The 15,461-nt window shown below is 65.4% G+C and carries 13 protein-coding genes; 4 read left to right on the forward strand and 9 right to left on the reverse strand.

What is annotated here, in order from left to right; translation table 11 throughout:
• Positions 1–2 precede the first annotated feature (2 nt).
• From ACSC1R_RS01160 to ACSC1R_RS01180, 5 genes are all read right to left on the reverse strand, one after another.
• Complete coding sequence (locus ACSC1R_RS01160) at positions 3–743, reverse strand: amino acid ABC transporter ATP-binding protein (protein WP_439027232.1); 741 nt, start codon at positions 741–743, stop codon at positions 3–5.
• Entirely contained in the window at positions 740–1,573 is an 834-nt protein-coding gene (locus tag ACSC1R_RS01165) for an amino acid ABC transporter permease (protein ID WP_439028748.1), read from the reverse strand. The genes ACSC1R_RS01160 and ACSC1R_RS01165 overlap by 4 nt, the downstream gene beginning before the upstream one ends.
• A 69-nt stretch (positions 1,574–1,642) precedes the next feature.
• On the reverse strand, positions 1,643–2,455 hold the full coding sequence (locus ACSC1R_RS01170) for a transporter substrate-binding domain-containing protein (RefSeq protein WP_439027233.1): 813 nt from the start codon (positions 2,453–2,455) through the stop codon (positions 1,643–1,645).
• Positions 2,456–2,541: 86 nt separating this feature from the next.
• Positions 2,542–4,221: a Na+/H+ antiporter NhaC family protein gene (locus ACSC1R_RS01175; RefSeq protein ID WP_439027234.1), complete on the reverse strand. Its 1,680-nt coding sequence runs from the start codon at positions 4,219–4,221 to the stop codon at positions 2,542–2,544.
• 96 nt (positions 4,222–4,317) lie between these two features.
• Positions 4,318–4,818: a COX15/CtaA family protein gene (locus tag ACSC1R_RS01180; protein WP_439027235.1), complete on the reverse strand. Its 501-nt coding sequence runs from the start codon at positions 4,816–4,818 to the stop codon at positions 4,318–4,320.
• 219 nt (positions 4,819–5,037) lie between these two features.
• On the opposite strand from ACSC1R_RS01180, the gene ACSC1R_RS01185 reads away from it, so the two are divergent.
• From ACSC1R_RS01185 to ACSC1R_RS01195, 3 genes are all read left to right on the forward strand, one after another.
• On the forward strand, positions 5,038–6,120 hold the full coding sequence (locus ACSC1R_RS01185; RefSeq protein ID WP_439027236.1) for a M24 family metallopeptidase: 1,083 nt from the start codon (positions 5,038–5,040) through the stop codon (positions 6,118–6,120).
• 63 nt (positions 6,121–6,183) lie between these two features.
• The gene (locus ACSC1R_RS01190; RefSeq protein ID WP_439027237.1) at positions 6,184–8,448 is read left to right on the forward strand and encodes an NADP-dependent malic enzyme; all 2,265 of its coding nucleotides are present in this window, start codon (positions 6,184–6,186) and stop codon (positions 8,446–8,448) included.
• 217 nt (positions 8,449–8,665) lie between these two features.
• Positions 8,666–9,133, forward strand: coding sequence for a twin-arginine translocation signal domain-containing protein (locus ACSC1R_RS01195; protein WP_439027238.1), 468 nt, complete (start codon positions 8,666–8,668; stop codon positions 9,131–9,133).
• Between the two features lie 116 nt (positions 9,134–9,249).
• On the opposite strand, the gene ACSC1R_RS01200 is transcribed toward ACSC1R_RS01195, so the two are convergent.
• The gene (locus ACSC1R_RS01200) at positions 9,250–9,885 is read right to left on the reverse strand and encodes a ribonuclease HI (protein ID WP_439027239.1); all 636 of its coding nucleotides are present in this window, start codon (positions 9,883–9,885) and stop codon (positions 9,250–9,252) included.
• A gap of 160 nt (positions 9,886–10,045) precedes the next feature.
• Here ACSC1R_RS01200 and ACSC1R_RS01205 point away from each other — a divergent pair, with 160 nt between their 5' ends.
• Positions 10,046–10,978 carry a DMT family transporter gene (locus ACSC1R_RS01205; protein WP_439027240.1) on the forward strand — a complete coding sequence of 311 codons (933 nt, stop codon included), beginning with the start codon at positions 10,046–10,048 and terminating at the stop codon, positions 10,976–10,978.
• A 33-nt stretch (positions 10,979–11,011) separates the two neighbouring features.
• Here ACSC1R_RS01205 and ACSC1R_RS01210 read toward each other — a convergent pair whose 3' ends face one another.
• From ACSC1R_RS01210 to ACSC1R_RS01220, 3 genes are all read right to left on the reverse strand, one after another.
• Entirely contained in the window at positions 11,012–11,233 is a 222-nt protein-coding gene (locus tag ACSC1R_RS01210) for a hypothetical protein (protein WP_439027241.1), read from the reverse strand.
• Between the two features lie 128 nt (positions 11,234–11,361).
• The gene (locus tag ACSC1R_RS01215) at positions 11,362–13,044 is read right to left on the reverse strand and encodes a CARDB domain-containing protein (RefSeq protein ID WP_439027242.1); all 1,683 of its coding nucleotides are present in this window, start codon (positions 13,042–13,044) and stop codon (positions 11,362–11,364) included.
• 84 nt (positions 13,045–13,128) lie between these two features.
• On the reverse strand, positions 13,129–15,354 hold the full coding sequence (locus ACSC1R_RS01220) for a CDC48 family AAA ATPase (RefSeq protein ID WP_439027243.1): 2,226 nt from the start codon (positions 15,352–15,354) through the stop codon (positions 13,129–13,131).
• Positions 15,355–15,461: the final 107 nt, after the last annotated feature.

The following is a 15,461-nucleotide window of genomic DNA, read 5'->3' on the forward strand; positions in this document are numbered from 1 at the left end:
GGCTACAGCAGCCGACCGAGGAACTTCTGGCCGCGTTCGGTCGTCGGCTGCTCGAAGAACTGGTCCGTCTCGGTCACCTCGATAACCTCACCTTCGGCCATCAGGACGATTCTGTCCCCGACCTCCTTCGCGAAGTCCATCTCGTGTGTGACCACGAGCATCGTCATGCCCTCGGTCGCGAGGTCGCGCATGACCTCGAGCACCTCACCCACCAGCTCGGGGTCGAGTGCGCTCGTGACCTCGTCGAACAGCATCACTTGCGGGTCCATCGCGAGTGCACGGGCGATGGCGACACGCTGTTGCTGGCCACCCGAGAGTTCGTTCGGGTAGGACTCGTCCTTGCCGGAGAGGCCGACCTGCTCCAGCAGGTTCCCGGCTTTGACCATCGTCTCGCCTTCGTCCGCACCTTTCACCTTGATGGGTGCGAGGGCGACGTTCTCGATGGCGGATTTGTGCGGGAAGAGGTTGAAGCTCTGGAACACCATCCCGATGCGCTGGCGCAGCCGGTTGATGTCCGCGTCCGGGTCGGAGATGGGTTCGCCGTCGAGGCGAATCTCACCAGAGCGAATCTCTTCGAGCCGGTTCGTACAGCGGAGCAGCGTCGACTTCCCGGAGCCAGAGGGTCCGATGATGACGACGACCTCTCGCTCTTCGACGGCGAGGTCGATGTCCTTCAGGACGTGGTTGTCCCCGAAGTACTTGTTCACGCCGTCGAACTCGACGAGGGAGTGGTCCGAACTCACGTCATGTCACCTCGGCTGCCGGTGAACATCATCTTGAGCTTCTCACGCGTGGAATCCTCGTCGTCGCCACCACCCCAGTCGGCGCGCTCTTCGAGCACGCTGACGAGGTAGCTCATCGACATCGTGATGGCGAGATAGAACAGGCACACCCACACCAGTGGGGTCCACGCGTCCAGCTGGTTGGAGTTGATGTTCCGGAACACGCTCATTATCTCGGGGACGGCGATGACCGTCAGGAGCGAAGTGTCCTTGACCAGGATAATCTGGTCGTTCCCGATGGCTGCGAGCGCGTTGCGCCACGCCTGCGGGAGGACGACCTCCCGGAGCGCCATCACACGAGACATCCCGAGCGAGCGGGCGGCTTCCATCTGTCCATCTGCGACGGCCTCGATACCCCCACGGACCGCTTCACCGACGTACGCGCCGTGGTTCAGTGTCAGGCCGATGATAGCCGCCGGAATCTCCCAGTTCTGGATGGGGAACGTACCGGTCGCCCACAGCTTCGGGATACCGAAGTAGATGACGAACAGCTGGAACAGCAGCGGCGTCCCACGGAAGAACTCGACGTAGCCCTTCGCGATTCTCCCCGTGATGGGGGAGGTCGAGATACGCGCGAGGCCGACGAGGATGCCGAGCGTGACCGAGAGGACGCTGGCGACGGCGACGATCTGGACGACGAGGACGAACGCCTCGACGAAGCGCGGGAACACCACTCTGAGGAGACTGGTGTCGACCTGTGTCGACAGGATGTACCCGACCATCGCCAGGATGACCACGACGAAAGTGACCGCCAGCACTTCGCCCACGCGACGGACCAGTCCGTCTCGCATGAGGAGTGAACTGTTCGCCCCCTCACTGTTGGCTTCCGTTTCCGCTGTTGCGTTGGACATGGCGGAGAGTTAGCCCTGGAAGTAGTTGCTGTAGATCTCGTCGTACGTCCCGTCGTCCTTGATGGCGGCGATGGCTTCGTTGACCTGCTTGCGGAAGTCGTCGTCGTCCTGGCGGAACGCGATACCGTAGTTCTCGACGGTGAGCGTCAGGTACGGCGGGGCCTCCTGTCCGGCGTCTGCGGCCGCTCCCTCACCCTCGAGGAAGACGACCTGGTCGTTCTCGTTCGCGAAGCCAGCGTTGACCGTGTTGTCGTTGATGACCGCAGAGACCTGGTTGTTGACCAGTGCGTCGAACGCGCCCGTAATCTGGTCGTAGCTCTTGAGCGTGAGGTCGCCGCCGAACTCCTCTTTGAGGCCTTCCGCTGCGCCCTCACCGGTCGTCCCCTTCTGGACACCGACGTTCTTGCCCTTCAGGTCCTCCTTCGAGGAGATACCGCCGTCCTTGAGAACGATGACCGTCTGGTACGCCGTGAAGTAGGGGTCCGAGAAGTCGACTTCCTTCGCACGCTCGTCGTTGATGGTCATCGCGCTCATGATGACCCGGAAGTTCCCGTTGTTCAGCGAGTTGATGATGCCGTCGAAGCTCGTCTGCTTGAACTCGTACTCTTTGCCCATCTCCTCGCCGAAGACGGCTTCGGCGATCTCGACGTCGAACCCGACGAGGTCACCGTTCGCCTCGCGGTACTCGAACGGCTTGTACGGGATGTCAGAACCGATGGTAATCGTTTCGCCACCGCCGCCGGTCAACGACCCCAGGCAGCCAGCCAGACCCATGCCGGTGATCGTCGCGCCGGTACCTTTCAGGTAACTACGTCTATCCATGCCATGCGGGTTTGTGCCTGCGATAATAAACAGTTCGATGAAAACCCGTTTACACACGCCCGGCAGTTGAAAATTGGATACGTCGCTCAATATGGAATTATCTCGAACCCTTCGGGTACCGTGAGACCCGCGATGAGGAGCAACACAGCCGTGATACCCGCCGTCAACAGGGCGTACGGAATCTGGGTTCTGACGTGGACCATGTGGTCCGACCCGCTGGTCGAAGAGGCCAGCACGGTGGTGTCAGAAATAGGTGAGGTGTGGTCACCGAAGATGCCGCCAGAGAACACCGCCCCGATGACGATGGGGAGGTTCGCACCGGTGGTCAGGGCGACCGGGATGGCGATGGGGAACATGATGCCGTAGGTCGACCACGAAGACCCGTCGGAGAAACTCACGAACGCGGTCACGAGGAAGACGATGAGGGGCACGACGAATGCCGGGACACCCTGGAACCACTGGGTGACGAAGTCGGCGATGCCGAGCGTCGTCACGGAGTTCTGGATGCTGGAAGCCATCATGAGGATAGCCGCTGCGAGGAAGATGCCCTTGAACCCGCGGACCATGGCGTTCGTGGCGTCGTCGTTCGAGGGGATGTCACCGCGGAGCCGATAGAGCACGAACGCGAGGACGAGCGCCGTCGTCGCCGCAAGCCCGAGTTCGAACGACCCGGGGGCGAAGCCCCACTCGCCGCCAGCGGGCAGGAGCACGCTGTAGCCACCGACGGCGAGCAGTTCAGCGTACTCGCTCGCGGTGACGAACGGTGAGGACGTCCAGAACATCGAGCCGAGCGCGACGAGAATCATCGCGCCGATTGGGATGGCGAAGTTCACCCAGCTCGGTTCGGCGGTGTCGGCCATCTCGTACTCGTCCATCTCCCGGGAGAGCATGGGGTCGTGGTCCTCGCCGACGACCTTGCCCTCCTCACGGGCACGCTTCTCCTCGCGGGCCATCGGCCCGAAGTTCGGGATGACCTGCCAGGCGACCAGTGCCGCGATGACGAGTGCGACCCAGGAGTAAAAGCCGGTGAAGATGGTGTTCAGAAAGAGCGGCCACACCTCGCTGGTGACGGCGCTGGCGTTCTCACCGGAGCCCGCGACCATCTCGCTCATTCCCGGCGGGAGCGTCCCCTGGGTCTTCGCCGCGGTGAGGCCCGCGCCGATGAAGCCGATGAGGGCGACGCCCCAGGTCGAGTAGAAGGCGAGGCGGGCCGCCGGGGAACCGGCGCTGTCGACGTAGTACGCCAGCTTCGCCCGCGAAACGTTGTACCGGTCCGTCAGCGGACGCATCATCGAGCCGACCACGAGGCAGTTGAAGTAGTCGTCGATGTGGATGGCGACTCCCGCGAGGAAGGCCGCTTTCTCGGCGTCTCCCGAATTCTCCGCCCGTGACGCGAGCGCCTGGAGGACGCCCTGGAGCGCCCCAGCCCGTATCATCAGCCCGATTGTGCCACCGATGGCGAACAGCGCGATGAGGACGTTCTTGATGTACCACTCGCTGCCGAACAGCGGCGCGGTCGCCACCAGCGTCGGGATGGTCTTCAGTCCGAAGACGGTCCCGAGCAACGACCCGAGCGCGGGTGACCCACTGGCGATGTCGGCGGGGACACCCACGGCCGTGGGCTTCAGGGCCCCGTAGATGCTGCCAGTGGTGAGAACCCCGAGGAACAGCCCGATGAGCGCTTCACGGGTGTACCACGCCGCCGAGATGGCCACGAGCGCCGGGACGACCGACCACGCACCTGCGTCTATCTGTTCGAGTGCCATGTTCCGTGGTGCCACCCCACTCGAAGAAGAAACCCCCGTATCGTTGCATGGCGTTCACGCCCCGTTACCGGCGGTGAACGACTGGTAAGTCGGTTCTCAGTCGTCGGCGTTCACGCCGTGACCGGTCGTGGCCGCTGACTCGTGGCGCGTCTCGGTCCCGTCGAACATCCAGGCCGTCCCGCTGACGAACCCGCCGAAGATGACGAGTGCGGCGGCGTGGTGGAGCGTCTGGACGAGCGCGGTGTAGGTGACGACCGTCTCGCGGCCGAGGAGAATCTGGACCGGCAGGACGAGGATGGCGACCGCGAGCGCGACGTGGATGCGGCGCTGGTCGAACACCTTCCACGCGCCGTAGGCGGTGCCGAGGATGAAGAACCCGGTGATGGACGCGACGAGGCGGTGCGTCCACTCGGGAATCGAGGCGTAGTTCGGCGGGAGCAGGCCGAACAGCGGTCCACCGCACAGTGGCCAGCGACCCTGGCACGTGAGCCCCGTGCCTGTTGCAGCGGTGTAGACTCCGAGCAGGATGAGCAGTCCCGTCAGAACGGTCGTGACGACGGCGAGGATGCGGACGCCGCGCCTGCTGAGCGCTTGCATACTCTGTGTCTCGGGAATCGGGGCATATCAACTGTGCGGAAGCGCCCAGCGCGTGAGAACGGGCTGCCGGTTCCGCAGGAAGACGTGCGGAAGCGCCCAGCGCGTGAGAACGGGCTGCCGGTTCCGCAGGAAGATGTGCGGAAGCGCCCAGCGCGTGAGAACGGGCTGTCGGTTCCGCGTTCCGCAGGTTTCAAGCCCGGAGCCGAGAGCCGTCCAGCTATGATTCAGACCCGCCTGGACGCCTTCCTGGACCAGCAGGCCTACGACGAACTGTGGTTCCTCCGGCCTGCGAACGTCGCGTGGCTCACTGGTGCGGAGACCCGCGTCGATTCGGGCGAGGAGGTCGGTATCGCGGCCGCACGATACGATGGTGACGACGTGACCGTCCTCGCTGGACCGGACGCCGACCGCCTCCAGACCGAGGAACTCGACGGCGACGTGCGAGTGGAGACGTTCACGTGGTACGACTCGTCTCTCGAAGAAGCCGTTGTCGCCCGCGCCGACGGCCACGCGGCAGCCGACGTGGCACTCGACGGACTGGCGACGGTCGACGCGTACGCGCTCCGCCAGCCACTCGTCGACGGGGACGTAGAGCGATACGACCGGCTCGGGCAGGACGTGGCGAGTGCGGTCGAGGCGGTCTGCCGGGAACTCCAGTCGGGTGACTCCGAGCACGAGGTCGGCTCCGCGGTGCGCATCGCACTGGCGGCGCGCGACATCGAGCCCGTGAGCATCTTCGTCGGCGGGTCAGCACGTGCCCAGCGGTTCGTCCGGCCGACGCCGACCGCGCTGGAACTCGGTGACTACGTGGTCGTCTCGGTCACCGGTCGCCGGGACGGCCTCCACGCCGGGTGCACCCGGACGGTCGCGTTCGACGCGCCGGCGTGGCTCGAAGCCCGCCACGAGGCCGCGGCCCGGGTGGAGGCGACCGCCTACGCGGCGACCGTGGCGGGCGTGACTGGCGAGGGGGCCTCCACCGCCGGCGACGTGTTCGACGCCATCCGGTCGGCCTACGACGCGGTCGGGTCCCCCGACCGCTGGCAGGCGCACCCGCAGGGTGGAGCAATCGGCTACGCCCGGCGCGAGTGGCTGGCGACACCGAACTCGGAGGTCCTTCTGCAGGGCCCGATGGCGTACGCCTGGACGCCCTCGCTTCCCGGTGTGCGCCGGGAGGATTCGACGCTCGTCACGACCGACGGCATGGTCGACCGCTTGACCGACACCGGCGGGTGGCCCATCCAGCGTGCCGAGGCGGTCGGATACGATGAGACCTACTCGATTCCGGCCGTGTTGCGCGACTGATTTCGACGATTGTCGGACTGTCCTTTCGATTAGCTTTTTGTCCCACCCGGTGGAGGTCCGAGTATGGGAATCGACGAGGATTCACTCGAGTATCACGCGGAGGACCCACCCGGGAAACTGGAGATATCGACGACGAAACCGACAAACACACAGCGAGACCTCTCGCTCGCGTACTCGCCGGGTGTCGCTGCCCCCTGTAACGAGATTGCGGCGAACCCAGACGACGCCTACAAGTACACCGCGAAGGGCAACCTCGTGGGCGTCGTCTCGAACGGGTCGGCCGTACTCGGCCTCGGTGACATCGGCGCGCAGGCGTCGAAACCGGTCATGGAGGGCAAGGGCGTGCTGTTCAAGCGCTTCGCCGACATCGACGTGTTCGACATCGAACTCGACGAGGACGACCCCGAGAAGATCATCGACTCCGTCCGCTCGATGGAGCCGACGTTCGGTGGCATCAACCTCGAAGACATCTCCGCACCCGAGTGTTTCACCATCGAGGAGACGCTCCGAGAGGAGATGGACATCCCCGTCTTCCACGACGACCAGCACGGCACCGCCATCATCTCGGGTGCCGCCCTCGTCAACGCCTGCGAAATCGCCGACAAGGACATCGGCGAGCTCGACATCGTCTTCTCCGGTGCCGGCGCGTCCGCGCTGGCGACCGCCCGGTTCTACGTCTCGCTCGGTGCCACGCGCGAGAACATCACGATGTGTGACTCCTCGGGCATCATCACGCAGGAGCGCGCCGAATCCGGCGACGTGAACAAGTACAAACGCGAGTTCGCCCGCGACATCCCCGGCGGCGACCTCGCCGACGCGATGGAGGGTGCGGACGTGTTCGTCGGCCTCTCCATCGGTGGACTCGTCTCCCAGGAGATGGTCCAGTCGATGGCCGACAACCCCATCGTGTTCGCGATGGCGAACCCCGACCCCGAAATCGGCTACGAGGAGGCCAAGGCGGCCCGCGACGACGACGTCATCATGGCCACCGGGCGCTCTGACTACCCGAACCAGGTCAACAACGTCCTCGGGTTCCCGTTCATCTTCCGTGGGGCGCTCGACGTCCGCGCGACCGAGATCAACGAGGAGATGAAAGTCGCCGCCGCGAAGGCGCTCGCCGACCTCGCGAAGCAGGACGTGCCCGACGCGGTCGTCAAGGCCTACGGCGACCAGCCCCTGCAGTTCGGCCCGGACTACATCATTCCGAAGCCGCTCGACCCCCGCGTGCTGTTCGAGGTCGCCCCGGCCGTCGCCGACGCCGCGATGGACTCCGGCTGTGCCCGCAAGGAACTCGACCTCGAAGAGTACGAGGAGCGCCTCGAGGCCCGCCTCGGGAAGTCTCGCGAGATGATGCGGGTCGTCCTCAACAAGGCGAAGTCCGACCCCAAGCGCATCGCACTCGCGGAGGGCAACGACGAGAAGATGATTCGCGCGGCCTACCAGCTCGCAGAGCAGGGCATCGCCGAACCCATCCTCATCGGGAACCCGAACCGCATCGAGAAGACCAGGAACCGGCTCGGGCTGGAGTTCGACCCAGAAATCGCCAACCCGCGCGAGGCAGACGGTGAGTACGAGGACTACGCCGACCGCCTCTACAAGATTCGAAAGCGCAAGGGCCTCACGAAGAGCGAAGCGGTCGACATGATTCGCCGCGATACCAACTACTTCGGCAGCGTGATGGTCGAGTGCGGCGACGCCGACGCGATGCTGACCGGCCTGACCCACCACTACCCGTCCGCGCTCCGCCCGCCGCTGCAGGTCATCGGCACCCGCGAGGACGCCAACTACGCGGCCGGGGTGTACATGCTGACGTTCAAGAACCGCGTCATCTTCTGTGCCGACACGACGGTCAATCAGGACCCCGACGCGAAGGTGCTGGCCGAGGTCGCCGAACACACCGCCGACCTCGCCCGCCGGTTCAACGTGGACCCGCGCGTCGCGATGCTGTCGTACTCCAACTTCGGGTCGGTCGACAACCCCGGCACGCGCAAGCCCCGCCGGGCCGCCCGCATGCTCCGTGACGACCCGAAGGTCGAGTTCCCGGTCGACGGCGAGATGCAGGCCGACACCGCCGTCGTCGAGGAGATTCTGGAGGGAACCTACGACTTCGCCGAGTTCGACGAGCCCGCGAACGTCCTCGTCTTCCCGAACCTCGAAGCCGGCAACATCGGCTACAAGCTCCTCCAGCGTCTCGGCGGCGCGGAGGCCATCGGCCCGATGCTCGTCGGGATGGACAAGCCGGTCCACGTGCTCCAGCGCGGTGACGAGGTCAAAGACATCGTGAACCTCGCAGGTGTCGCGGTGGTCGACGCCCAGCAGAACGAGTAAGCCTTCGCAGTCACTTTTTGGCCCAGCTTTTGCGAGCGGTGCGAGGCGACTTTGTCGCCTCGACGCGAACGGGGAGCGTAGTGACCCGTGAGCGAGGCGGAGCCGAGCGAGACAACAGGTGGTAGTGCAACCTGTCACCTCGATCTCGCGGCGCGGTATCTCAAACGACTGTTTGTGTTTTCTGTGCTCTTTTACTGTCCCAGTCCTAGCGTCGAGTATGGACCGTCGCCGGTTTCTCGCGCTGACCGCGGCTGCCGGAGCGACTGGCTTCCTCGGTCGTTCCCTCCAGGAGTCCCGTGCAGAGCCCGAGACGCGGGACCCCCTCACCTCGCCCGCCGACGAGACCGAACCGGCCGAACCCACCACGACGACCACTGCAGCCCCCGAGAAGCCCGCCCCCGAACTGGAGGTCATCTCCACCGCCTCGGGCCTGCTGGACGTCTCGATTCGCCTCACTCGCCTCGAGGACCTGACCACCATCTACAACCGTGAACGCGAGTTGAGCTACGCCGAACGCGTCTACCTGAGCGGCCAGTTCGACACCGATACCGACTACCTGGTCGACATCTCTGTCGGCGGCGACCTGGTGTACGAAGGAGAGGTGGCCGCGGGCGAACGGATGGTCCTCGGCATCCGTGACGAGACCACGGTCGTGGTCGTCGACAGGCGCAGGCTCACGGAGTGACGGCGAGTTCCGAACGAGTACGGAACCCGATTCACGGAGAGAACACTGTTTTCGAGAGCGAGAGCCGTCCCTGGAGTCGCCCTCGAGCATCGGTTCTGGCGGTGTCTGGGCCGACGTCAGTCCGACGCGTGCCTGTCTGCACGCGACGGCGGTGGGTACTGCGGCCCTGCCGGCTCGGACGGGCCGAGCGGTTCGGGCAGGACGCAGCGCTCCGGTTCGTCGTTGACGTGCCCGTAGCGGTCTGGCGCGTTCGCCAGCGGATGTGCCGGGTTGTCGTCGGAGTGAATCCGTGCGGCACGGACCTCGTCGAAGCCACAGAGGCGAGCGCGGATCCCACGCCAGTGGTTCTCGCTCGCCCGGGGCACGACGAAGGGTCTGGTCGGCTGCCAGTCCGGGTGTCGAGTGGCGAGTACCGCGTTGTTGACGTTCGCCGCGAGGTCGTTGTGGTCCACGAGGATGCCGACGCGGGCATCCGCTGGCGCACGGGCGGCGAGCACGTCCAGTCCGAGGTGCAGTGCGCGGTACTCGGCGACGTTGTTGTCCGGGGGTGAGTCACCTGTCGACACACGCGTGACGCGAGTGCCGTCACGGGTCTCGATGACGACACCGAGTCCACCCTGCCCAGAGTCTCTGTAAGAACCGTCTGTGGCGACGTAGAAATCGCGGTGGTGAGTCGTAGGCGGGTGTGCGATGTGCGGCGTCGGCGACTCGTCGAACAGATCCCGCAGCGCGGGACGGCCATGAGCGGCCATACCTGAAGTAATGCGAGCACCAATATAAACGGTGCGCCCCGGGGTGGAAGTGAAATTCTGGTCGGCTCTATCGCACTCCCGTCCTCCCAATAGCCGACCCGAACCGGTGCACCGCCCCGGGATAGAAAGCTTCCTTACCGTCGACACGCTCGTCTCTCTCGTGACCAGATACCGGAACGTTTCACTCTTTCTCGTGCTCGCAGCGGTCTGGGGGAGCGCGTTCATGGCGATAAAGGCGGGTGTCGCAGACATCCCCCCGGTCCTGTTCGCCGCCCTCCGGTACGACATCGCGGGGGTCCTGATGCTCGGCTACGCCGTCTACGCGGTCGACGACTGGCTGCCCCGGACCCGCGCGGCCTGGCTGGAGGTGGCCATCGGCGGCGTGTTCATGATTGCGGCGTACCACGCCCTGCTGTTCGTGGGCGAGACCGGCCCCGTCAGCAGCGGGGCGGCGGCCGTTCTCGTCGCCCTCTCACCCGTCCTGACGACCGCGTTCGCCCGCCTGTTGCTGCCGGACGAGCCGGTGACGCCCGAGACGTGGCTTGGGATGTTCCTCGCGCTCGTCGGCGTCGCGGTGCTCGTCCACCCGGACCCCGACGCGTTGCTCTCGGACGCCGTCGTCTCGAAACTCCTCGTCTTCGGTGCGGCAGCCGCTTTCGCCCTCGGGAGCGTCCTCACCCGGCGCATCGACAGCGACATCTCCATCGAGTCGATGGAGGCGTGGTCGATGCTACTCGGCGCGGTGTTGATGCACGCCGTGAGCGTCGCCATGCCCAGCGAATCGTTCGCCGCCATCGCGTGGACTCCACGAGCCATCGCCGCGCTGGTGTACCTCTCCATCTTCGCGAGTGCACTGGGGTTTCTCATCTACTTCGACCTGCTCGACCGCCTCGGCCCGGTCGAGATCAACATGGTGTCGTACGTTGCTCCCGTCTTCGCGGCCGTCTCCGGCTGGGCGGTGCTCAACGATACCATCGACGTGTACACCGCCGTCGGCTTCGTAATCATCTTCGCTGGCTTCGCCGTCGTCAAACGCCGGGCACTCACCGCGGAGGTCGAAGCGCTCGGGACGATTGGAGAACAGGAGTCGTAAGCAGGCAGCGAAACACGGGACAGCGCGTCGGTTTCAGGGTTCGTACGTGTGTCCGAGTGTGAGTGCCAGCAGGTTCAACAGCAACAGCGAGACGAAGAGCGCCGACTTGGTCGGTGTGTCGAGCCCGACCGTGAGGAGGGCGACGTTCACGAACGGGAGCGAGACGGCAGCCCAGAAGCTCATCATCCGGACCGGCCGGAAGCTGCTCCCGTCAGCGGGGCGGTTCGAAGTCTGTTCGAGCGAAGAACTTGCCATGCGACGTACAGTACTACGCGACCGAGGGACTTATACCCGCCAGAGCGTTCGTTTTATTTCTCGACGTTTCACAGAAATATACGACTTCCCTAAATCTTTCACGGCCACCCTAGGCCACGTTACACGTTTTATAACGGTTTCTCTGCCGCTCTAATCGAGCGAACTGGCCGCACTGGCTGGATGTCCGTACCGGTGCTGAGTCGCGTGTTCGGACGCTGTAACGACCGGTTCGAATCCCCTGTCATCCGACTGGTAGTCTCGGCGGTGACCGTCAGGTTCGTCTGAACGGTCACGTCGCCCACGACCACTGCCTGGGTGTAGTTCCCGGCTGGCAGGTCGACCTCGTCGACGGTGAGGGTGACCGTCGTCGTCTCTCCCGGCGAGAGCGACACCGTGTCGGTCGCGAGCGTCTGGGCACCGACGAGGTAGGCGACCTGCTCGGTCGCGGTCGCGGTACCCTCGTTAGCGACCGTCGCGGTGACGGTGACCGAATCGTTGCGCCGTGTCGTCTCGGGTGTCTCGACCGCAGAGGGGACCCATGACGGGCCGATGACGGTGAGGTTGCGACTCGAGGGGACGAACCGGGTCGTCGACGTCTCTGGGGCCCGACCGACGGCGGTCACGAACGCCGGTTCCTGGAATGCGACACGGAGCCGCCCGTCGTCGCCGGTCACGTACGGCGTGCCGTACAGGTCGACGGTCCCGGCGACCCGGTCGCCCGTGTCCGTGCGGTACAACGTGAACGTGACACGCTCACCGGCGGGGACGGTCGTCCGGTCGACGGCCAGTCGCAGGTCGACCAGCCGGGGGCGAACCGTGAGGTCGGCGGTCCCCAGCGAGAACCGGACCGCGGGGGTCTTCGGAGCCGCGGCCTCGACGGTGTACTCGCCAGTCGTCGGGATGGAGACGTTCGTCAGTCCGTCGTCGCCGGTCGAGACACTCACGTTCCCGACCGAAACCGTCGCGTTCACCGCCGCACCGGTGTCTGCCCGGGTGACGCGGACTCCGACCGGGTCGTCGACTCGCGTCTCGCTCGCCCCGAGGACGAGATTCAGTGGGACGACCCGGCGGTCGACGGTGACTGTCGTCTCCGCAGGGACGAACCGCTCGGTCTTCGTCGCGGGTGCCCGAACCTCGACGGTGTGCGTCCCCGCCGTCGCGAAGGTGACGTTCCCGGTGCCGTCCTTGCCCGTTTTCACCACCCGGTCACCGGTCACGACGCTGCCGGCGAGCGGTTCGCCCGTGTCGGCACGGGTCACCTGAACGGTCACTGGCTGTCCCGTGACGGGAGCGGTGGTCGCGACCGAGGCGGCCAGGTCGACCCGGTACCGCCGAACCGTGATTGTCACCGACTCGGTCGAGGCGTTGTCGCCTTTCGTCTGCGTCAACACCACCTCGTGTGTCCCCGGGTCGTCGAACGTCAGCACCGAGGTGCCGTTCCGGTCGGTCTCGACGGTCTGTCCGCCGACACGCAGCGAGGCGTTCGCGACCGGTCTGTCGCTCGCACTCACCGAGAACGCGACCGCCTCAGAGGGGTCGATGGTGGTCCGGTTCGCCGTGAGGACGAGTGCCTCGGCGTCGGGTCGTTTCTCGCCGTCGTAATCGAAGAAGGGGAACACCGGTCCACTGGATTCGTTGTCGTCGGCGAACGGTGGGCCGGTGCCGAGTCCGCCGGCCATCACCGCGAAGGTCCCGAGGACGATGAGTATCAGCAAGATGACCTGCGGGTCGCGGAGGGGCCGGTATGTCCCATCGCTCCGGGCGGCGGCGGGCTCTGGAGTGGATGGGCTGACGGGGGAATCCGACGGCATCTGCTATTCGAGTGGAGGTGTAACCCGCACGGACTTAAAAGCGTTCGCCGGGCGACGTGACGGCAGCCGGGTACCGGACCCCGGTTACTGGAAGCCGATACGGCTGCTCTGGCGGTCGTGGCCGACGTCGGCCGTCCCGCCCTTGAAGTCCTCTTTCATCTGCTCGTAGTAGTCGAGGATGTCCTCGGTGATGGTCGGCCGGACCGACTCCATCGCCTTGCGGAAGTGGCGCATCTCGACGACCTCGCAGTCCTCGTCCTCGCGCAGCGCCTCGATGGCCGCCTCGCGGGCGATGGACTCCAGGTCGGACCCGACGTAGCCGTCGGTGAGCTCTGCGAGTTCTCGCAGACTGACGTCGGGTGCCATCGGAATCTTGCCCGTGTGAATCTTCAGGATCTGCTCGCGCCCTTCGACGTCGGGCTGGCCGATCATGACCAGCCGGTCGAAGCGGCCAGAGCGGATGAGTGCCGGGTCTATCATGTCCGGCCGGTTGGTCGCGCCGATGACCATCACTTCGCCCATCTCCTCGAGGCCGTCCAGTTCCGTCAGGAGCTGGTTGACGACCCGCTCGGAGACGTTCGAGCCCATCTCGCCGCCCCGGCTCGGGGCGAGCGAGTCGAGCTCGTCGAAGAAGATGACCGTGGGGGCCACCTGCCGGGCCTTCCGGAACGTCTGCCGGATGGCTTTCTCGGACTCACCGACCCACTTCGAGAGCAGTTGCGGGCCGCGCACGCTGATGAAGTTCGCGTTCGTCTCGTTGGCGACCGCCTTCGCCATCAGCGTCTTCCCGGTCCCCGGCGGCCCGTAGAGCAGGACACCGGCCGGTGGGTCGATACCCATCCGCTCGAACTTCTCGGGGTTGTTCAGCGGCCACTCGATGGACTCCTGGATGTTCTGCTTGGCCATCTCCAGACCGCCGACGTCGTCCCAGGATATCTTCGGGAGTTCGACGAGGACCTCGCGCATCGCGCTCGGTTCGACCTCGTTGAGCGCCCCGCTGAAGTCCGCCCGCTTGACGATCATCCGGTCGATGAGGCTCGGCGGGATGTCCTCCTCGTCGAGGTCTATCTCGGGGAGGTACCGGCGCAGTGCCTTCATCGCGGCCTCCTTCGTGAGGCTCTCGATGTCGGCACCGACGAAGCCGTGGGTCTCGTGAGCGAGGTGGTCCAGGCTCACGTCGTCCGACAGCGGCATGCCGCGGGTGTGGATCTGGAGTATCTCCTCGCGTCCTTCCTCGTCCGGCACACCGATTTCGATCTCACGGTCGAAACGGCCGGGGCGACGGAGTGCCGGGTCGACGGAGTCGACGCGGTTGGTCGCCGCGATGACGATGACCTGCCCGCGGGCTTCGAGCCCGTCCATCATCGTCAGCAACTGGGCGACGACACGGCGTTCGACTTCGCCGGTCACGTCCTCGCGCTTGGGCGCGATGGAGTCCAGTTCGTCGATGAAGATGATGGCCGGGGACTCCTCGGCGGCGTCCTCGAATATCTCCCTGAGCTGTTGTTCGGACTCACCGTAGTACTTGGAGATGATCTCTGGCCCAGCGATAGAGAAGAAACTCGCAGAGGTCTCGTTGGCGACCGCCTTCGCCAGCAAGGTCTTACCCGTGCCCGGCGGGCCGTGCAGGAGGACACCCTGCGGGGGCTCGATGCCGAGCTTCTTGAAGATCTGCGGGTGCTTCATCGGGAGCTCGACCATCTCGCGGACCCGCTGAATCTCGCCCTGGAGGCCACCGATGTCCTCGTAGGTGATGCCGCCACCGGTCTTCTCGAAGCCGGAGATGGGCTCTTCTCGCAACTCGACTTCGGTGTCCTCGGTGATGAGAACGACCCCGTCGGGCTGGGTCTCGACGGCGATGAGGGGGATAGCCTGGCCCGGCGAGCGCATGAACGGGTGGTTCGTGCTCGACATGACCGGGACGATGTCGCGCTCGACGACCGGTCGCTTCAGTATCTGTCGTTTCACCATGCCGGCAGCGTCGGAGCCGAACTGGACCGACGCTTCCTCGGGGGGAGCGAGGACGAGCTTGTCGGCCTTGGTGGCCTCTGCTTTTCGGATGGTCACCCGCTCGCCGATGCCCACGTCGGCGTTCTGGCGGGTGAAGCCGTCGATGCGGACCGTGTCTGTGTTCCAGTCCTGTCGGTCTGCGCGCCACACCTTGGCGGCGGTCGTATCTGCACCTTCTATCTCGATGATATCGCCCGGGCTAAGCTTGAGATGTAACAGCGTGTCCGGGTCGAGCCTGGCGATACCGCGTCCCGAATCGTTCGGGTACGCCTTGGCGACCTCTAATTGAACTTCGTTCATGATTGTTGGGCTACGGGGATGGTCTGAAATGCGTCTCGCGCCCCGATAGGGTTTTTGGTCCCGGGGGTAGGCGGTCGATTCACCGTCAGTTCCATGTTGTATGCTAA

This window comes from Haloarchaeobius ordinarius, from assembly GCF_051801355.1.
Classification (GTDB): Archaea; Halobacteriota; Halobacteria; order Halobacteriales; family Natrialbaceae; genus Haloarchaeobius.